The sequence below is a fragment of the Stenotrophomonas sp. Steno-Z1 genome, from assembly GCF_056393175.1.
On sequence record NZ_JBWJPB010000012.1, the window covers coordinates 1 to 16142 of the forward strand.

Annotated in this window: 19 protein-coding genes, 1 tRNA gene and 1 other RNA gene; 8 read left to right on the forward strand and 13 right to left on the reverse strand. The window is 65.2% G+C overall.

Translation table 11 applies throughout. The features are described from left to right. The 3 genes from AC06FD_RS19365 to AC06FD_RS19375 all read right to left on the reverse strand — a co-directional run. Window positions 1–274: hypothetical protein (locus AC06FD_RS19365; protein WP_478078676.1), on the reverse strand; the 274-nt coding region annotated here is incomplete at its 3' end. A gap of 262 nt (window positions 275–536) precedes the next feature. Beyond that, window positions 537–1457, reverse strand: coding sequence for a Kiwa anti-phage protein KwaB-like domain-containing protein (locus tag AC06FD_RS19370; protein ID WP_478078677.1), 921 nt, complete (start codon window positions 1455–1457; stop codon window positions 537–539). Further along, window positions 1454–2038: a hypothetical protein gene (locus tag AC06FD_RS19375; RefSeq protein ID WP_478078678.1), complete on the reverse strand. Its 585-nt coding sequence runs from the start codon at window positions 2036–2038 to the stop codon at window positions 1454–1456. Before AC06FD_RS19375 ends, AC06FD_RS19370 begins: the two co-directional genes overlap by 4 nt. Window positions 2039–2464: 426 nt before the next feature. Here AC06FD_RS19375 and AC06FD_RS19380 point away from each other — a divergent pair, with 426 nt between their 5' ends. Next, window positions 2465–2911 (forward strand): GNAT family N-acetyltransferase, encoded by a 447-nt coding sequence (locus AC06FD_RS19380; protein WP_478078679.1) that lies wholly within the window; start codon window positions 2465–2467, stop codon window positions 2909–2911. 106 nt (window positions 2912–3017) lie between these two features. Beyond that, window positions 3018–3704 (forward strand): hypothetical protein, encoded by a 687-nt coding sequence (locus AC06FD_RS19385; RefSeq protein WP_478078680.1) that lies wholly within the window; start codon window positions 3018–3020, stop codon window positions 3702–3704. Between the two features lie 62 nt (window positions 3705–3766). Here AC06FD_RS19385 and AC06FD_RS19390 read toward each other — a convergent pair whose 3' ends face one another. Beyond that, window positions 3767–4084 carry a DMT family transporter gene (locus tag AC06FD_RS19390; protein WP_478078681.1) on the reverse strand — a complete coding sequence of 106 codons (318 nt, stop codon included), beginning with the start codon at window positions 4082–4084 and terminating at the stop codon, window positions 3767–3769. A 211-nt stretch (window positions 4085–4295) separates the two neighbouring features. Here AC06FD_RS19390 and AC06FD_RS19395 point away from each other — a divergent pair, with 211 nt between their 5' ends. Both AC06FD_RS19395 and ffs read left to right on the forward strand, forming a co-directional pair. Beyond that, window positions 4296–4688, forward strand: coding sequence for a hypothetical protein (locus AC06FD_RS19395; RefSeq protein WP_478078682.1), 393 nt, complete (start codon window positions 4296–4298; stop codon window positions 4686–4688). A 140-nt stretch (window positions 4689–4828) separates the two neighbouring features. Then, window positions 4829–4925: signal recognition particle sRNA small type (ffs, locus tag AC06FD_RS19400), an RNA gene on the forward strand. A 21-nt stretch (window positions 4926–4946) separates the two neighbouring features. Here ffs and AC06FD_RS19405 read toward each other — a convergent pair. The 3 genes from AC06FD_RS19405 to AC06FD_RS19415 are packed head-to-tail and all read right to left on the reverse strand — an operon-like array spanning window position 4947 to window position 6870. Continuing rightward, complete coding sequence (locus tag AC06FD_RS19405; protein ID WP_478078699.1) at window positions 4947–5357, reverse strand: nuclear transport factor 2 family protein; 411 nt, start codon at window positions 5355–5357, stop codon at window positions 4947–4949. Beyond that, complete coding sequence (locus AC06FD_RS19410; protein ID WP_259210009.1) at window positions 5354–6121, reverse strand: MBL fold metallo-hydrolase; 768 nt, start codon at window positions 6119–6121, stop codon at window positions 5354–5356. The genes AC06FD_RS19405 and AC06FD_RS19410 overlap by 4 nt, the downstream gene beginning before the upstream one ends. Further along, window positions 6121–6870 (reverse strand): 3-deoxy-D-manno-octulosonic acid kinase, encoded by a 750-nt coding sequence (locus tag AC06FD_RS19415; protein WP_259210008.1) that lies wholly within the window; start codon window positions 6868–6870, stop codon window positions 6121–6123. The genes AC06FD_RS19410 and AC06FD_RS19415 overlap by 1 nt, the downstream gene beginning before the upstream one ends. Before the next feature lie 21 nt (window positions 6871–6891). Here AC06FD_RS19415 and AC06FD_RS19420 point away from each other — a divergent pair, with 21 nt between their 5' ends. Next, a complete protein-coding gene (locus AC06FD_RS19420; protein WP_478078683.1) occupies window positions 6892–7941 on the forward strand; it encodes a glycosyltransferase family 9 protein in 1050 nt (349 codons plus the stop codon). A gap of 71 nt (window positions 7942–8012) precedes the next feature. Here the strand turns inward: AC06FD_RS19420 and AC06FD_RS19425 are convergent, their stop codons facing one another. Both AC06FD_RS19425 and AC06FD_RS19430 read right to left on the reverse strand, forming a co-directional pair. Then, the gene (locus AC06FD_RS19425; RefSeq protein WP_259210006.1) at window positions 8013–8420 is read right to left on the reverse strand and encodes a DUF6165 family protein; all 408 of its coding nucleotides are present in this window, start codon (window positions 8418–8420) and stop codon (window positions 8013–8015) included. A 371-nt stretch (window positions 8421–8791) separates the two neighbouring features. Continuing rightward, window positions 8792–8882 (reverse strand) — tRNA-Ser (locus tag AC06FD_RS19430). A gap of 170 nt (window positions 8883–9052) precedes the next feature. Here AC06FD_RS19430 and AC06FD_RS19435 point away from each other — a divergent pair. Next, window positions 9053–9757, forward strand: coding sequence for a PP2C family protein-serine/threonine phosphatase (locus AC06FD_RS19435; protein WP_259210005.1), 705 nt, complete (start codon window positions 9053–9055; stop codon window positions 9755–9757). 274 nt (window positions 9758–10031) lie between these two features. On the opposite strand, the gene dnaQ is transcribed toward AC06FD_RS19435, so the two are convergent. The 3 genes from dnaQ to AC06FD_RS19450 are packed head-to-tail and all read right to left on the reverse strand — an operon-like array spanning window position 10032 to window position 11870. Further along, entirely contained in the window at window positions 10032–10757 is a 726-nt protein-coding gene (dnaQ, locus tag AC06FD_RS19440) for a DNA polymerase III subunit epsilon (protein ID WP_394163958.1), read from the reverse strand. Window positions 10758–10761: 4 nt separating this feature from the next. Continuing rightward, a complete protein-coding gene (gene rnhA, locus AC06FD_RS19445) occupies window positions 10762–11214 on the reverse strand; it encodes a ribonuclease HI (RefSeq protein WP_259210003.1) in 453 nt (150 codons plus the stop codon). An 11-nt stretch (window positions 11215–11225) separates the two neighbouring features. Beyond that, the gene (locus AC06FD_RS19450; protein ID WP_478047495.1) at window positions 11226–11870 is read right to left on the reverse strand and encodes a TRM11 family methyltransferase; all 645 of its coding nucleotides are present in this window, start codon (window positions 11868–11870) and stop codon (window positions 11226–11228) included. Window positions 11871–11881: 11 nt separating this feature from the next. On the opposite strand from AC06FD_RS19450, the gene gloB reads away from it, so the two are divergent. Continuing rightward, window positions 11882–12649: a hydroxyacylglutathione hydrolase gene (gene gloB, locus AC06FD_RS19455; RefSeq protein WP_478047494.1), complete on the forward strand. Its 768-nt coding sequence runs from the start codon at window positions 11882–11884 to the stop codon at window positions 12647–12649. Next, window positions 12646–13878 (forward strand): lytic transglycosylase domain-containing protein, encoded by a 1233-nt coding sequence (locus AC06FD_RS19460; RefSeq protein ID WP_394163960.1) that lies wholly within the window; start codon window positions 12646–12648, stop codon window positions 13876–13878. Before gloB ends, AC06FD_RS19460 begins: the two co-directional genes overlap by 4 nt. Before the next feature lie 196 nt (window positions 13879–14074). Here the strand turns inward: AC06FD_RS19460 and AC06FD_RS19465 are convergent, their stop codons facing one another. After that, on the reverse strand, window positions 14075–16048 hold the full coding sequence (locus AC06FD_RS19465) for a peptidyl-prolyl cis-trans isomerase (protein WP_478078684.1): 1974 nt from the start codon (window positions 16046–16048) through the stop codon (window positions 14075–14077). Window positions 16049–16142: the final 94 nt, after the last annotated feature.

The following is a 16142-nucleotide window of genomic DNA, read 5'->3' on the forward strand; positions in this document are numbered from 1 at the left end:
AAATCACACATGCCATCAACCCTATAAACAGGTAGATGAAATCCGACGACACGATAACCACCGGCCTTCCGATTAGCATGAATGCTATCGACTTTATGATCAGGATAATTGATCCAAAAAGAAGAAAAGTATCCATAACCAATAAAGAGCCCATCCCCATGTGAAGCCTCTTTCCCTTGAGAATCACAACCCCGATGTAACACACAAGAACCAGGAAAGATATCAGGGCCGTCAGGCCAACAACCACCCACTCATTTTCTAGGAACTTTATCACAGCCGGGACACTCCCTTAGGTTAAGACGATAAGCCAAAATACCAAGTGCAGAACCAGCCATTACCAGAACAAATTTCAACAACAACGACTCTGGCGTAAAGAGCGCAACTGGCGCGACGGCACAGAGGAGAAAATATCTAAAGTCAAACACACTGGGCGACAGCAACCACGATTCAATACAATTCTTTTTCATATAAAAGGGCCTCCTCTAAACATAGTAGTCCGCCCAATCAAATCGTCAACAAACTAGCAACATACTAAATCATTTGACCGGAATTCCATCAGGAACGTCATACATGATATCGGTGATTTCACTAACAAGGCGGTGATCCAACAGCAATGTCATGATGACCTTGGCGGTCTCTGCGGTCGGGATAATTTTCCCCGCCTTATCGAAAGCGACGCCCCACTTCCGCTTCGTCGCAACAGTCTTGAGCGCCTTCAAATATTTTGGATTGGAATAGAGATTCTTGTCCTGAATCACCGTCATCCTCTTTAGATGCGTTCCATTCTCGCCAACATAGTCCAACAGCGGTTGCATGTCAGTAAAGAGAGCGGAGAAGGCAGGCTCCAACTTCAGCTTTTCGAACGCCTGAGCATAGCCAGCTCGATACTGCATCATTGACTCAAAGCCCTTCTTGTTCGACACCAAAAGAACACCATCCAAGGCAAAGATGTCAAATCGGGGCTCAAGTGTGAACTCATCACCCGCTACGGCCGACAACTGACCGTTCTTAAAAATGGCATTAATTACATTTTTCTTTATATATACCGGCTTCCACGTCATCGGCGTGCGCCGCGTGGCGTAGAGGGTCTGCCCGTCCTTTACAAACTTCACCAAGTAGCCGACAGCGCCCTTGAGCTTCTTAAGATCATTAGTCGCATGGTCAGACTCCGGCTCGTCAACGAGATCCTTTAGAACCTGAAAGTCAGTATCACCCACAGCAATAGTCAGGCATCCATCATCGGTGGGCTGAGAGAGATGCCCATATGGAATCCACTCGTTAATTCGGGCCCTCTCATTTTCCGCAAAACCCTTGAGAGCATTATCTAGGACTGGATCCGTCTTGATGTAGTACGCCTTGAATTTCTTCGTACCAACGCTCCTCTTAAACACCCAAAGGAATACGCTTGACCCGGCGAGGTCAAATGCCTTGAGGCTTTTCAATGCCAGATCGCTCATGGGTCCCCCATCAAATATACTTCCTGAACATCCTCAATAAGCTGCTTGCCAGGCAACAGCTTTCCTTGCTTCAGCGCGCGCACGGTCTTATGGACCTGTTTTCCACCGACAGCAATATCAACCTCATACAGCCGCCAGCCGAAAGCAATCAATACGGGGTTCATCAGAATCTGCCCCGACCTATAGGTAATCAAAAACAAAAGCACAAGAAAAACGAAGAATCCCGCCAACTTCTGCGGATCTCCGTAACTCAACCCCATGAATGATACAACGTAGGGGAAAACATAATTAATCAGGTCATTCGGAACGGGCTTCGCGGACAGAACTTCAGCTTCGATCTTCAATCGGACAGCCTTTATGGAATACATCGTCAGCCACAGTGCGGCTGATGTAACCACTATTGCGGCCAAGGATGCCCAAGGGTGCTCAAAGATCTGAAGTTCGCAATCAAACTGCCCTCCCCAACCACATATGGGTTCTCCCCACAGCGCTTTTTTGATGTCTTGCGCCGCCAGGACAAAGGCCAGCGGGGCATATGACCCTAGAAAAAGCACTCCTGCTGACCACATCCGAAATTGCATTCCGGTATTTCCTTCTAGTCCACCCCTCTGTTGCCAAGCATAGACCGGCCTCGTCTCATCGACCGAGAACTCCGCCGGGTCAAGGACGCCAGCTAAAGATACCCATTGATTAGAGGCCCTCATAGATAGCGGCTCGCCTGCGGGGATCTTTAGGACGGCCCAAGCCGACGAACTCCAGGCCGTACCCCTGCTCGCATCATGGTGCGAACTTGGGTAGCATCCGGGACACACCACAGGACACAAATCCGGTTTGTGGACGCCTCCGGAGCTAGGCGGGACGGTCAAGGTACTGTTTCCCCCTCTCTCCGCCACACACATGAAAAGGGCTGCCCATCGGGTGGCCCTTTTTATTTGTCTGGGTAGCGCGGCGCGCCGACTGCCGGGTTCGTGGCACAGTCAGCCGATCCGCCCACCCGCATGCAGTCCATGTCCCCGATCCGCGCCTTCACCGCTGCCGATACACCCGCCTGCCTGGCCCTCTTCGACGGCAACGTCCCGCAGTTCTTCGGCGTGCATGAACGTGCGGATTTTGCCACTTACCTGCAGCAGCCTGCGCGACCTGCGGACTACCTGGTGATCGAACGCCACGGCCGGGTGGTGGCATGCGGCGGACTGGCGATGGACGACGCGCTGACCGCCGCGTTCTGCTGGGGCATGGTGGAACGGGCCATGCACCGGCAGGGGCTCGGCAGCGAACTGGCGCACGCGCGCCTGCAGCAGGCACGTGCGCGTGGCGCGCGCCGCGTGGTGTTGAGCACCAGCCAGCACAGCTGCGACTTCTACCGCGCACAGGGGTTTGAAGTGACCGGCGTGGTGAGCGATGGCCATGGTCCGGGCCTGGATGCCGTGGGCATGGCGCTATCGCTGGCATAGCGCGGGAGGACATCCTGCCGGATGCCCCTGTTCATGGTGACCGGGCCGGCGCTACGATGCCGCACGGCAACGTGCTCGCGGCACGACACAGTCAAGGAGGAAACCCGTGTTTCGAACGATCATCATCGCCTGCCTGACGGCAACCGCGCTCAGCGTTCCGATGGCAGCGTACGGCAAGCTACTCGACGGCGATTCCCAGTACACCCCGCCCACCGCTCCGCTTGAGATCCGGAACAGCCGGGATTTTTCCGCCCCCTTCGACACCACGTGGCGGGCCCTGGTCTCGCACCTGTCCGAAACGTCCTTCGTGATCGACAACATCGACAAGGCGTCCGGGCTCATCACCCTGTCGTTCTCGGTACCCGAGGCAGGGAGCGCGTTGGATTGTGGCCAGTGGTCCCTGTGGGTGAAGAATCTGCGTGGCAGGCGGGACTACGCCTACGCAGGCGCGGCGGATTTCGCGCGGTACGAGGCAGTGAATGCCGGAAACCTCTATACGCATGAGCGAAGGATGACCCTGTCCGGCAAGATGAACATCTTCGCCACGGCACTCGATGACACATCCACGCGGGTGAAGGTCACCGTCCGGTACGTACCCGCAATTTCGCTGACCGCGTCCACATTCGAGCTGGACATGAACTTCAACCGCCGCCCTCCCCAGACCGTGAACGATACGTCCAGCTTCAACACCGGACAGGAGGGGCAATTCACGCACGGATTGACCACGTGCAGGGCAAAAGGAACGCTCGAGCGTTCACTTCTGGACAGTATCGCCGCAACGCTCGCGCCCTGACCCTCGATGATAAACCGCCTATCGGTGGCCCCTTCCAGGGGGCCACCGGAGCGGGCGGGCACTCAGCTGCTCGACACCTTCATCAGCACCAGCCCGCTCACGATCAGCACCGCCGCGCCGATCCGCATCGCATTGATCGTTTCGCCCAGGAAGATGATGCCGATGACGAACGCGCCCACCGCACCGATGCCGGTCCAGATCGTGTACGCGGTGCCCAGTGGCAACGTGCGCATGGCCAGCGACAACAGCCAGAAGCTGGCGATCATGGCGGCAAGGGTGATGACCGAGGGCGTGAGCTTGCTGAACCCGTCGGACTGCTTCATCGCGAACGCCCAGACGATTTCGAGTACTCCGGCTGCCAACAGATAGATCCAGGCCATGCGGCCCTCCTTGATGGGGGCCAGGTCGTCCTGGTCGTTGGTTCCCGTTGCGGGGGAGGTCGTTCCTCCTGCCGCCGATTCTAGCAACGCCGTTTCGATCCAGGCACCTGCAGATCCGCCGCTTTGCGCAGGGTTCAGCCCTGGGACGCGGTTGATTCAGCTCCATGCCCGCCGCGTGGCATCCTGTCCCGCCCTGATGCAGGAAAGGCGCATGCCGATTCATCCGACACTGGCCGACTGGCTGGAACAGGCGCTACAGGCGCGGCTACCGGAGGCGGTCGTGGGGCTGTCGTTCAACCTCAGCGAAGGCGCAGCGGGCGACGATGCCGGATTCTGCATCGAACTGGTCGGCACCGACCGCTTCGATGCGAACGATACGGACTGGCCCTGCGACGAGATATGGGCGCCGCCCGTGCGCGAGATCGAGCTCCCCTTTGCACTGACCGGCCAGGGCTGGGAAGCGTGCCTGGCCGCAGTGCACGCGGCGTTGCTGCAGGCACTGGACACGCCCCGTTTCGGCCCGCGCCTGACCCACCAGGTAGCGGGTATCGGCCTGGGCTTCGTGGACGGCGACCTGGACCTGCTCTGGCAGCGCGCCGACTGAGCGGCATGCGCTGGCACTGCGTGCCACGCATGCGCTAGAATGCGCGACTGCACTACGGGGGGCCTGCTCCTGCAGTACAGCTTCCAACACTGGGCGTCGATCCCCGATCGCCCCACGTGTGGAACGTCTCTATGGTGGCCCCGTCGGCCCCTCGCGACGCTAGGTCGAAAATCCCGCCAGGGCCGGAAGGCAGCAACGGTATCGATCGACGCGGGCGCCGAGGTCAGCCGGCGGGGCCGCCACCTTTTTGGGGCCCGGCTACGCCGACGTGTCGCTGCCGCCTGCCGCCGCCGGCGTGCCCTGATGAAACACCACCCGCCACGCGCCCCCGCTCAGTCGCCACAGCGAACTGCGCAGCACCTCGCGCTGGCGCACCCCCTCGATCACATACCAGCTGCGATAACGCACCTGGGCCAGGGTCGGCGCCAGCAGGGCAATGCGATAGTCCTCAGAGACGATCTCCACCGCCGTGCGCTCGGCGGGAATGTCGACCAGCGCCGCCGCGCGCCCGTAGCAGTTCCCGGAACTGCCGATCTCACTGAAGTCGCTATCCAGCAGGTCCGCCAGACGCGCCGCATCGCCCCGCACCCTGGGGGCATGCAGGGCGCGTTCGAGGGCTTCAAGGTGAGCAGCCAGCGCGGCGAGGTCCGGTGCGGACGCCATGCTCAGGGCGGGTCCTGGGCCAGTACGTGCATGGCCGTCGGCGTGGCCAGCGGCACGCATTCGCCGGGCAGCGCGACACGATGGCCGCGCTGGCGCAGCGCATCGCCATCGGCCTCGCTGGCGTAGTGGTAGAGCATCATCCGCGCCTGCAACGCAGCGCTGTATTCGCGCTCCAGGTCGTCAACGCCCGTGTGCGACGGGTTGCCGTGCAGGCCACAGTCGTGGGCGATCAGCTCGTTGTCGTCGGCATAACGCGCCAGCATTTCCGGAATCGGCCGGGTATCCCCGCTCCACACCACGGCGCCCTTGAGGCGCAGGCCGTACGCGGTTTCCGGCCAGTGGTGACGCACCGGGAACACCTCCAGGCGCACGCCGTCGTGCCAGAACGCATCGCCCACCACGATCAGCTGGAAGGCATCCCAGAAGTTGGCGCCGCCCTCGGCCAGCACATTGGGGTAGTCGGCCACGCGCCGGTGCAGCAGCGGCACCACCGTGGCCGGCACGTACACGCGGATGCGGCCACGCCGGTGCGGCGAGAAGAACGCATCCACGAACAGCCGTTCAAAGCCGGCGACGTGGTCCAGGTGCACATGGGTGACGAACAGCGCCTGCGGCACGTGCCCGTACTGGGCCTGGAAAGCGGTCAGGCCTTCCCCACCGCAATCGATGGTCAGCCAGGGCCTGCCTTCGCGCTCGATCACGGCCATCGGCGAGCCGAGCTGGACCGCCGAGGCATTGCCGACGCCCATGAAACGCAGTGCCCACTCCATCAGTAGCCCCGGTTCCAGGCCAGGTCGTAGGCACGGCGCAGTCGTGCGTAATCTTTTTCCACGTCGTCCTGGCTGCGCTCGCCGCGCAGCTTGATCAGCGAGCGCAGCAGGCGCTTGAGGTTCTTCTCACGCCAGCGGGTGGCCGGGATGCGCTGCACGCAGCGGTCGAAATCGATCAGCCAGCCATGGCCATTGGCGTCGAACAGGATGTTGTGGGCGTTGAGGTCGGCGTGGTCCAGCCCGGCGCGATGGAACCGCGCGATCAGCCGCCCGGTTTCTTCCCATGGCGCACCACGGCCGGCGACCAGCGCGCGGTCGGCCAGCGAGCGCACGCCTTCCAGCCGCTCCATCAGGATGGCCGCGCGGTAGCGCATGCCGTCGCGCATGTAGAACGCGGCGATCGGTTGCGGCACCGGCAGCTTCAGCGCGCGCAGCGCGCGCATCAGGCGGAACTCGGCAAAACTGCGGGTGCGGTTGGCACCACGCCACAGGTACTGATCGCGGCTGAGTTTGGCCGCCATGCCGCCGCGCAGGTACTGGCGCAGCACGCATTGGCCAAACGGCGCATCCACGAACCAGGCCCCGCCACGGCCGCCATCGCCGACCGGACGCGCCCGCTCGGCCCAGTGGGCGGGCGAGAACAGGCCGATCTCGGCTTGCCGCAGCCGTTCGCGGTCGAACAGAATGGCACCCATGCCGCGTCCATCGCGGCAGGGCGTCAGCGCTTCAGTGGCGTCGAATGCGACCATTCCTTCGAGTCTAACAACACCATGGCATCAGCGTCCTCTTCCTTGTGTCTTTTGCGTTTGTCCGCACTCGGCGACGTCACCCACGTGGTGCCGCTGGTGAGGACCCTGCAGCAGGCCAGGCCGGGCACGCCGCTGCACTGGATCATCGACAAGGCCGGCCACAAGCTGCTCGATGGCCTGCCGGGCGTGGTATTCCACCCCTACGACAAGAAGACCGGGCTGGCCGGCATGCGCGCGCTGCGCAGCGGGTTCCCGCCGGGGCGTTTCGAGGCGCTGCTGCAAATGCAGGTGGCCTTCCGCGCCAACGTGCTGTCCGCGTTCGTGCCGGCCGTGCGCCGGATCGGTTACGACAAGGCACGCTCCAAGGATCTTCACGGCCTTTTCATCAACGAACGCATCCCCGACCGCCCCGGCATCCATGTGCTGGATGCGATCGGCAGCTTCGGCGAGCCGCTCGGCATCCGCCAGAGCGAGGTCAGCTGGGACCTGGCCATTCCGCCAGCGGCGGTGGCCTGGACGCAGGCGCAGTGGCAGGACGATGGCCGCCCCGTGCTGATGATCTCGCCCTGCTCCAGCCACGTGCGCCGCAACTGGTATGCCGACCGCTATGCGGCGGTGGCCAACCACGCCGGCACGCGTGGCTGGCGGGTGGTGCTGTGCGGCGGGCGCAGCACGCTGGAGCGGGACATGGCCGATGCCATCCAGGCCCAGCTGCAGACCCCGGCGCTGGACCTGGTCGGCAAGGACACGCTCAAGCAGCTGCCGGCCCTGTTGGCCCGCGCCGCGCTGGTGATGACCCCCGACTCGGGCCCGATGCACATCGCCAACGCCATGGGCAGCAAGGTGCTGGGCCTGCACGCGGCCAGCAATCCGGCCCGCAGTGGCCCGTATTCGGACCGCCGCTACTGTGTGGACCGCTACGACGATGCAGCGCGCAAGTTCCTCGGCAAGCCGGCCAGCGAACTGAAATGGGGCACCAAGATCGAGTTCGACGACGTGATGCAACTGATCACCGTCGAAGACGGCATCGCCGCGTTCGAGCGTTATGTCGCCGATCACCGCCCGGCCTGACCGGCAGGCGGACATCACGGGGTTGCCGGCGAGCGTTCGCCCCCCCCTTTTAGCGTCGCAGGCCGACGGAATTACGCGCCCTTGGGCGCGTAGTCCTTATACGACTTCTCTTCGACGTAACCCGAGCCCAGCGCCAGGTTGATGTCCTTCTTGATCCGCGCACGCTGGTCGTTCTCCAGGTAGACGCTGCGGGCCAGGGCGATGAAGTCCTCGTCGAAGGCCTGCGCCTTGTCCTGCAGGCGGATGTTGTCCTCGATGTCCCACAGGCGCTCGTTGACCGCCTTCAGCTCGGCGCGCAGGCGCGCGATGTCCTTGACCGCGGCCGGATGCGCCATCCACGTCTTCTCCAGCGCACTCAGCTCGGCATGGATGTTGGCCAGCTTGGCAGCATCGTCGATGCGCTCGGACTTGATCTGCAGGATCGAGATCTTGTCCAGCAGCTCGCCGAAGGACACGGGAACCAGGATTTCAGCGGTCATGGGGGACATCCGTTACGTGAGATCGGCAGTTTAGCGGACGGTGATGCCGGGCGCCTGCGGCCCGGTAGAGCCACGCCATGCATGGCTTCGTGATGCTCGGCGCACGTCCGTCCCACAGCGGCCGCCCTTCGGGCGGCGTTGCCTCTCCGTCGGAGGGTCGAACCCGGAACGAGGGTGGCCGCTTCATTGCCGGGATTGCTGGGCCCATCCATGGGCCCAGCCCTTCCGCGCTGCGCGCTCCAGGGCCAGCCGTTCGGCTGTCCGGATTCGTTCCAGACGAATCCGTCGAACCCCGGCGTGTCTTCGCTTCACCCCCCTCTCCGCCAGACACGCAAAAAAGGCCACCCGTTGGGTAGCCTTTTTTGCGTGTCTGGCGGAGAGGGGGGGATTCGAACCCCCGAGGCGCTATAAACGCCTGCCTGATTTCGAGTCAGGTACATTCAACCGCTCTGCCACCTCTCCAGATGGTCCCGGCGAACCGGGAGGCGAATAATACGGGCAGGATGCGCCGACGACAAGTCATTCGTTTGCCACGCACGTGAATTTCTTCTGTCTGGATGCCTTGCCGGATGTCCGGCGGCCCGCGATCATGCCGTTATCCCCTGCAACGTCCCCTTGGATGCCGCCCCCTCATGATCGAATTCGGACACCTCACCCACCCTGGCCTGCGCCGTGACCTCAACGAGGACACCTACTACGGCGATGGCGAACTGGCGTTGTGGCTGGTCGCCGACGGCATGGGCGGGCACGCCTGCGGCGAGGTGGCGAGCGCCCTGGCGCGCGAAACCATCGTGCGCGAGATCCGCCAGGGCGCGACCCTGGCACATGCGATCCGGGTCGCCGACGAGGAAATCATCCGTACCTCGCGCCGCCGCAACGACAGCCTGCCGATGGGCACCACCGTGGTGGCTGCGCGCGTACAGGGCAATCGCTATGAGGTGGCCTGGGTCGGCGACAGCCGCGCCTACCTGTGGCGCGACGGCGCCCTGGCCCAGCTCAGCCAGGACCACAGCGTGGTCCAGGAAATGGTGGCGCAGGGCAACCTGACCGCCGAGCAGGCGCGCGCGCATCCGCACCGCAACGTGGTCACCCAGGCGTTGGGAGTGACCGATCCGGCGCACCTGAACGTGGCTACCACCACCGGTGAACTGCGCCCGGGCATGCAGTTGCTTCTGTGCAGCGACGGCTTGACCGAGGAAGTGGAGGACAAGGGCATCGCAAGCACCCTGGCCTACGACGACGCCAGCGCCCAGGAATGCGTGGACACCCTGGTGGCGGCCGCCCTGGACGGGGGCGGTTCGGACAACATCACCGTGATCCTGGTGCGCTGCCACTGAGGCCCGACCGGTCGCGCGGCGGCGGACGCTGCGCCATGCCGACTCGAGGAGCGCGGGCCGAGCATGCGGATTCAAAGGCTGACGGTCGCCGCACCGACGGGGCGCTGAGCGAGATAGCCATCACCGCCCGACTTACACCCGGGCCGGCCCACCCCGGGTAGAGCCGAGCCACGCCCGGCTGCCCTCCGCTCCGGCCCGTGCACGCCGCCAGCCGGGCCGCAGCCACGCCTGGCGTGGCGCCACCCGGCAGATCCAGGCATGCGGCGCCCTGCGGTCAGCCCGCCTCGGCCATCACGCGCTCGCCGTCCCAGATTGCGTGGCCGGCCTTCTTGCGCAGCTTGGCCAGCCGCGCCTCGTGCGCTTCCAGCTCGGAGGCGGTGGCCACCACGCGCGGACGCGGCAACAGGCGCGAGGTGTCGAACGCCTGCGCATGGGCGGTGCCGCCCTTGGCGTCGTCGACCGAACCGAAACCGATTTCTTCCTGGCCCGAGGTCAGCGCGATGTACACATCGCCCAGGATCTGCGCATCGAGCAGGCCGCCGTGCAGTTGGCGATGGGCGTTGTCCACGCCGAGCCGCTTGCACAGCGCATCCAGCGAGTTGCGCTGGCCCGGGAAGCGCTCGCGCGCCATCTTCAGCGTATCGATCACCGTGCAGCGGTCGGTGATCTTGCCGTAGTGGTCGCCGAGCAGCGACAGCTCGTTGTCCAGGAAGCCGATATCGAACGCGGCGTTGTGGATGATCAGCTCGGCGCCATCGATGAAGGCCAGGAACTCCTCGGCGATCTGCGCGAAGACCGGCTTGTCGGCCAGGAACTCCAGGGTCAGCCCGGTAACTTCCTGCGCGCCCTGTTCGAACTCGCAGTCCGGCTTGATGTACTGGTGGTAATTGTTGCCGCTGGGCCGGCGCTCAAGCAGCTCCACACAGCCGATTTCGACGATGCGGTTGCCCTTTCGCCACTCCAGGCCGGTGGTTTCGGTATCGAGGATGATCTGACGCATGGGCTCAGTGTACCGGGCCGGCGGCGCGGATCCGGATCGCGGCGTCGCGCGCCAGCTGGTCCACGCGTTCGTTGTCCGGGTCGCCGGAGTGCCCCTTCACCCAGCGCCAGTCGATCTGGTGGCGCAGCGTGGCCGCGTGCAGCCGTTCCCACAGGTCGCGGTTCTTGACCGGATCGCCGCCGGCGGTCTTCCAGTTCTTGCGGATCCAGCCCGGCATCCACTGGGTCAGTCCCTGGCGGACGTACTGCGAATCGGTGAACAGCACGATGTTGCAGGGCTCGGTCAGCGCCTCCAGCCCGGAGATGGCCGCCATCAGTTCCATCCGGTTGTTGGTGGTGTGCGCTTCACCGCCGCTCAACTCGCGCTCGTGCGCGTTATAGCGCATCAAGGCCGCCCAGCCGCCGGGGCCGGGGTTGCCAAGGCAGGAGCCGTCGGTGTGTAGTTCGATTGTCTTCATTGCATTCCAGATCAGGTCGCCACGGTACCGTGCCAACGGCGTACCGGCAGTGGCGTAGGTCCTGGCAGGGCCAGGGTGCGTTTCTCGGCGGTGAACAGGCAGGCTGCGCGCAGCGGCGCCAGGCTGCGCAGGCCAGGGGCACGGTTGGCCCACATTGGCCCCAGGTAATCCAGCTGCTCGCAGGCCAGACCGGCCCGCTCGAGCGTGTGCCGCAGGCGTTGCGGCGTGCGTACCACCAGCCCGTGGTGGCGCCACTGGCGGCGATACGGACTGAACGGGTTGAGCGTGGACAGCCACAGCCGCCCACCGGGCATCAGCACCCGCTCGCACTCGGCGATGAGGTGCTCGGCATCGCGTGCGGTCACGTGCTGCAGCACGATCGCGTTGACGCTTTCGTTGGGCAGCGGCAACGGCAGCCCACACCGGGTGTCGCCGGCATAACCGCCGCCCTCGCGATGCAGGCGCAGGCCGCGTCCGGGCAGGTCGGCCAGGGCGGTCCAGGCGGCGGTCGGCGCCAGCCACAGCCAAGGTGTGCTCGGCCGCTCGTTCAGCAACGGCGTCAACCGCTCGAACTCCAACTGGCACAGCACTTGCGCCGGTTCAGTATCAAACCAGGATGCGACTGACGCTTGACGGGGGCTCGGCGCGGCGGGCATGGTCCAATTCTATGCGACTCACTGCCCTACCCGCATTTGCGGACAACTACATCTGGGCGCTGGTCGCCGAAGACGGCCAGGCGGTCGTGGTCGATCCGGGCCAGGCGGCGCCGGTGGTGGCTGCCGCAACGCAGCAGGGATGGGTGCCGCGGGCGATCCTGCTCACCCATCACCACGACGATCACATCGGCGGCGTGGCCGAGCTGCAGGCCCGCTACCCGGGGCTGGAGGTGCATGCACCGGCCGATCCGCGCATCCCCCTGGCGACCCATCGGGTCGTTGAAGGTGAACCCGTTCAGGCATTGGGCCAAAGGTTCCACGTAGTATCCGTGCCCGGTCACACCCGTTCGCATGTCGCGTTTCACACCGCTGAACATCTTTTCAGTGGCGACGCACTGTTCAGCCTGGGCTGTGGCCGCATGTTCGAAGGTACGCCGTCCCAGCTTCTGGCATCCCTGCACAAGCTGGCGTCCCTGCCGCCGCACCTGTTGTTGTGTTGCGGGCACGAATACACCGTGTCAAATGCCGTCTTCGCGCGGCATGTCGACCCCACCAACGCTGCGTTGCTGCAGCGCCATGAGGAGGCCCTGGCCATGCGCCGCGATGACCGCCCCACGCTGCCCGTGTCACTGGCCAGCGAGCTTGAATGCAATCCGTTCCTGCGTACCGGAACGCACTCGATCCAGCAGGCCGTCAGTGCCCACCTGGGTCGCCCCGTCACCGATGAAGTCGATGTCGTCGCAGGTCTGCGCGGCTGGAAAGACGGATTCCGTACATGAGCCGGCGATTGTTGCCGCTCGCGCTCGGCCTGGGGTTGTCCCTGGCTGGCGGCGCGAGCGCCCAGTCGTTGAGTGCCGGCATGTCGCAGAACGTGGCCGGCCTGTCGCAGCTGCCACTGGAGGCCAGCGCCCTGCCGCCGGTTTCGGTGCGCAACGGGCAGGAGATCTTCGCCAGCTTCCGTGAGGGCCTGGCCGAGCCGACCTGCAATGCCGAGGCCACCAGCCCGCGCTGGCAGAAACAGTTTGCCCATGCGCCCTCGCGCCTGGCCAACCAGGACGACGATGCCCTGGTGCTGTTCGGCTACGTGGTCGAGGAACTGCGCCGGTCGAACCTGCCGACCGAGTTCGCCCTGATCCCGTTCGTGGAAAGCGGCTACCGCCCCAATGCCCGCAACGGCAGCGGTCCGGCGGGCCTGTGGCAGTTCATCGCCACCACCGCCAAGAACCATCGCGTGCAGATGACCGCCGGTTACGACGGCCGCCTCTCGGCGGTCGATTCGACCCAGGCCGCGGTGCGCTACCTGAAAACCCTGCACGGCATGTTCGGCGGCGACTGGCGGCTGGCCACCATGGCCTACAACGCCGGCGAGTACCGGGTGCTGCAGTCACTGCGCAAGGCCGGGATGAACGCGCAGAACGCGCGCCCGGCCGAACTGCCGGGCCTGTCGCCGATCACCTACGCCTACGTCGAGAAGCTGCACGCGCTGGCCTGCGTGCTGGAGAACGCCGAGACCAAGCCCGGCGTGATGGCCTCGCTGGACCGCACCGTGCCGGTGCTGAAGGGCCACACCCTGCCGGCCGGCACCAGCGTCCAGCAGTGGGCCGCACAGCGCTCCCTGGACCCGGCACGGATCGCCCGGCTCAACCCGGCGCTGGCCAGCGGCAAGGGCCGTCCCAGCGGCCAGGTGACCGTGCTGGCGCCGGCGGCGCACGCGCCGGCGGATGCCAGCGCTGCGGTGATGGCCACCGTCGCCGCGGTGGACGCGCCCGCCGCGGCCAGCGATGCCCTGCCGACGGCCAAAGCCGCCCCCGCCGCCCCGCGCGCCGCCCGCACCGTGGCCAGCAGCGCCGATCGCCCGCGCAACCGCCGCCATACCGTGCGCGACGGTGAGTCGCCGTGGACCATCGCGCGCCGCTATGGCATGCCGCTCAAGGCCCTGCTGTCGCTGAACGGGCTCACCGGCAGCAGCGTGCTGAAGCCAGGCGCGGTGCTGCGCGTGGAGGATTGACGGGATTTCCCGCCGGCCCTGAGGATGACCGCGATGCCCGGCGATGCCGGGCATCGTCGTTTCCGGGGGATGGCCGGCCACCGGAGGCCCGCGCTGGGCGCCACGACGGCGCGCGCAGGGACCGCAGGTGCCCCACCCCACAAACGCAGAAGGCCCGGCAATGCCGGGCCTTCTGCTGCCGCTGCGACCGGATCGGTTACAGGTTGGCTTCTTCGGTCTGTACGCGGTAGCGCTTGCGCATGGCCTCGATGTAGGCCTTGGCCGCCGCCAGGCCGTCGATCTGGTTCAGCTGTTCGCTGAAGGCCTTCTTCTGCTCCGGCTGGATCTCCGCCAGGTTGCCCGGGCTGACCTTGGTCACCGCATAGACCACGTACCGGCCCTGCACCGCCACCTTGCCGTAGCTCGGCTTGCCTTCGGTCGGCGCAACCGCCGAGAACACGGCGCGGTTGATTTCCGGGGTCGGAACCGGCTGGGTACGCGGCAGGCCCGGCATCGGGTTCAGCTGCAGCTTCTCGCTGACGGCGAGCTCCTGCAGGCTCTGCCCGGCCTTGAGCTTGGCCAGCAGTGCGTCCGCGGCCTTCTCGGAGGCCTGGCGGCTACGGTCGGCATGGATCGCGGCGATCACCTGCTCGCGCGCCTTGTCCAGCGGCAGTGCCTGCTCCGGGCTGTGCTCGGTCACCCGGATCATCACGTTGTGGTTGGGCGCGATCTCGATCGGGTCGCTGACCGTACCGTCCTGGGTCAGGATGTCGGAGAACGCCGCGCGCAGTACCGCCGGGTTGGCGGCGACGCCGCTGGCGGTGGCGCGGGTGAACGGGCCCAAGGTCTGCACCGGCAGGTTCAGTTCCTTGGCCGCGCCTTCCAGCGAGGTGGGGTTCTTGTAGACCAGGTCGACCAGGCGGCCGCTCAGCTCGGTGAACGCACGCTCGTTGTCCGCCTTCAGCTGCTCGGCCACCAGCTGGTCGTGCACCTGCTCGAACGAACGGCTTTCGCCGCCCTTCTTCTCGCGCAGCAGCAGCACGTGGTAGCCGAAGTCGGTCTTGACCGGCCCGGTCACTTCACCGGCCTGCATGTTGAACAGCGCATCTTCGAACGGCTTGACCATCGCGCCGCGCTCGACCCAGCCGAGGTCGCCACCGTGTTCCTTGGAACCGGGGTCTTCGGAGTTGGCCTTGGCCAGGGCGGCGAAATCGGCACCCGACTTCTTGGCATCGGCGGTCAGGCGCAGGGCCTTTTCTTCGGCCGCCTTGAGCTTGGCCGGATCGCTGCCATCGGCGGCGATCAGGATGTGCGAGGCCAGTCGCTGTTCGGGCGTGGCAAAGCGCGCCTTCTCTTCGTCATAGCGCTTGCGCAGGGTCGCTTCGTCGGCGGCCGTGGCCGGCGGCAGGCTGGCGCCGTTGATTTCAACGTATTCCAGCGACACGGTTTCCGGCTGGCGGAACTGCTTGAGGTGGCCGTCGTACCACTGCTTGATCTGCGCGTCGGTGACCGGCGCGGTGTCGGCCGGCACGTCCGGCAGCGCGGCCAGTTCGATGTCGCGGGTTTCGCCGAGCATCTTGAGCAGGCGCTCGGTCTCGGCCTGGGTGACGAAACCGGACGACTGCAGCGCGGACGGGATCACGGCCTGCTGGATGCTTTCGCGCACCAGCGCCTCGAACTGGGTCGGGGTGCGCGGCGGATTGCCGCTGGCCAGCGCAATCCGGTACTGGTTGTCATTGAACTTGCCGTCGGCGCCGATGAACGCGGGGATCGCGGCGATGTACTCGCGCACGGCGTTGTCGCCGATCACGATGCCGGACTGCTCGCCGGCGAGGCGCACGACCTGCTCGTCGATCATCTGCTCGAGCACGGCCAGCTTGTTTTCGGTGCTTTCGAAATGGCGCGGGTCGAAGTCCTCACCCTGCTCCTGGCGGGCCTGCTGGCGCGCCTGCTCGAAGCGGACGCGGAAGTCCTGCGAGCTGATCTCATGGTGCTGCCACAGGAACGACATCGGCCACCACGACGGCGCCGAGCGCCACCACGTCGGCGGCGCTGCCACCTTGGCCACGTTCTGCGCGCCCACGCCACCGAGGTAGCTGGAGTCGATCACGAACAGGAACGGAATCATCAGCAGCCCCAGGATCACCGTAACGATCCAGCCCGAGGTCTTGTCGCGAAGTTTCTGCAGCATGGGAAAAATCATGGCCTGAGTGGCGAGCCGGGCAGTGTAACCCGCTTCCGGCGTGGCTCCAAAACCCGCGCGGGCAGGCGCGGGGCCGCTACCG

What these genes read in the sequence shown, in the direction of transcription:
- AC06FD_RS19420 (WP_478078683.1), top strand. Translation starts at nt 6,892, where the DNA reads ATGGCATCAGCGTCCTCTTCCTTGTGTCTTTTGCGTTTGTCCGCACTC.
- AC06FD_RS19425 (WP_259210006.1), bottom strand. Translation starts at nt 8,420, where the DNA reads ATGACCGCTGAAATCCTGGTTCCCGTGTCCTTCGGCGAGCTGCTGGAC.
- AC06FD_RS19395 (WP_478078682.1), top strand. Translation starts at nt 4,296, where the DNA reads ATGCCGATTCATCCGACACTGGCCGACTGGCTGGAACAGGCGCTACAG.
- AC06FD_RS19415 (WP_259210008.1), bottom strand. Translation starts at nt 6,870, where the DNA reads ATGGTCGCATTCGACGCCACTGAAGCGCTGACGCCCTGCCGCGATGGA.
- dnaQ (WP_394163958.1), bottom strand. Translation starts at nt 10,757, where the DNA reads ATGCGTCAGATCATCCTCGATACCGAAACCACCGGCCTGGAGTGGCGA.
- AC06FD_RS19465 (WP_478078684.1), bottom strand. Translation starts at nt 16,048, where the DNA reads ATGCTGCAGAAACTTCGCGACAAGACCTCGGGCTGGATCGTTACGGTG.
- AC06FD_RS19460 (WP_394163960.1), top strand. Translation starts at nt 12,646, where the DNA reads ATGAGCCGGCGATTGTTGCCGCTCGCGCTCGGCCTGGGGTTGTCCCTG.
- AC06FD_RS19380 (WP_478078679.1), top strand. Translation starts at nt 2,465, where the DNA reads ATGTCCCCGATCCGCGCCTTCACCGCTGCCGATACACCCGCCTGCCTG.
- AC06FD_RS19370 (WP_478078677.1), bottom strand. Translation starts at nt 1,457, where the DNA reads ATGAGCGATCTGGCATTGAAAAGCCTCAAGGCATTTGACCTCGCCGGG.
- AC06FD_RS19390 (WP_478078681.1), bottom strand. Translation starts at nt 4,084, where the DNA reads ATGGCCTGGATCTATCTGTTGGCAGCCGGAGTACTCGAAATCGTCTGG.
- gloB (WP_478047494.1), top strand. Translation starts at nt 11,882, where the DNA reads ATGCGACTCACTGCCCTACCCGCATTTGCGGACAACTACATCTGGGCG.
- AC06FD_RS19410 (WP_259210009.1), bottom strand. Translation starts at nt 6,121, where the DNA reads ATGGAGTGGGCACTGCGTTTCATGGGCGTCGGCAATGCCTCGGCGGTC.
- rnhA (WP_259210003.1), bottom strand. Translation starts at nt 11,214, where the DNA reads ATGAAGACAATCGAACTACACACCGACGGCTCCTGCCTTGGCAACCCC.
- AC06FD_RS19450 (WP_478047495.1), bottom strand. Translation starts at nt 11,870, where the DNA reads ATGCCCGCCGCGCCGAGCCCCCGTCAAGCGTCAGTCGCATCCTGGTTT.
- AC06FD_RS19435 (WP_259210005.1), top strand. Translation starts at nt 9,053, where the DNA reads ATGATCGAATTCGGACACCTCACCCACCCTGGCCTGCGCCGTGACCTC.
- AC06FD_RS19375 (WP_478078678.1), bottom strand. Translation starts at nt 2,038, where the DNA reads ATGCAATTTCGGATGTGGTCAGCAGGAGTGCTTTTTCTAGGGTCATAT.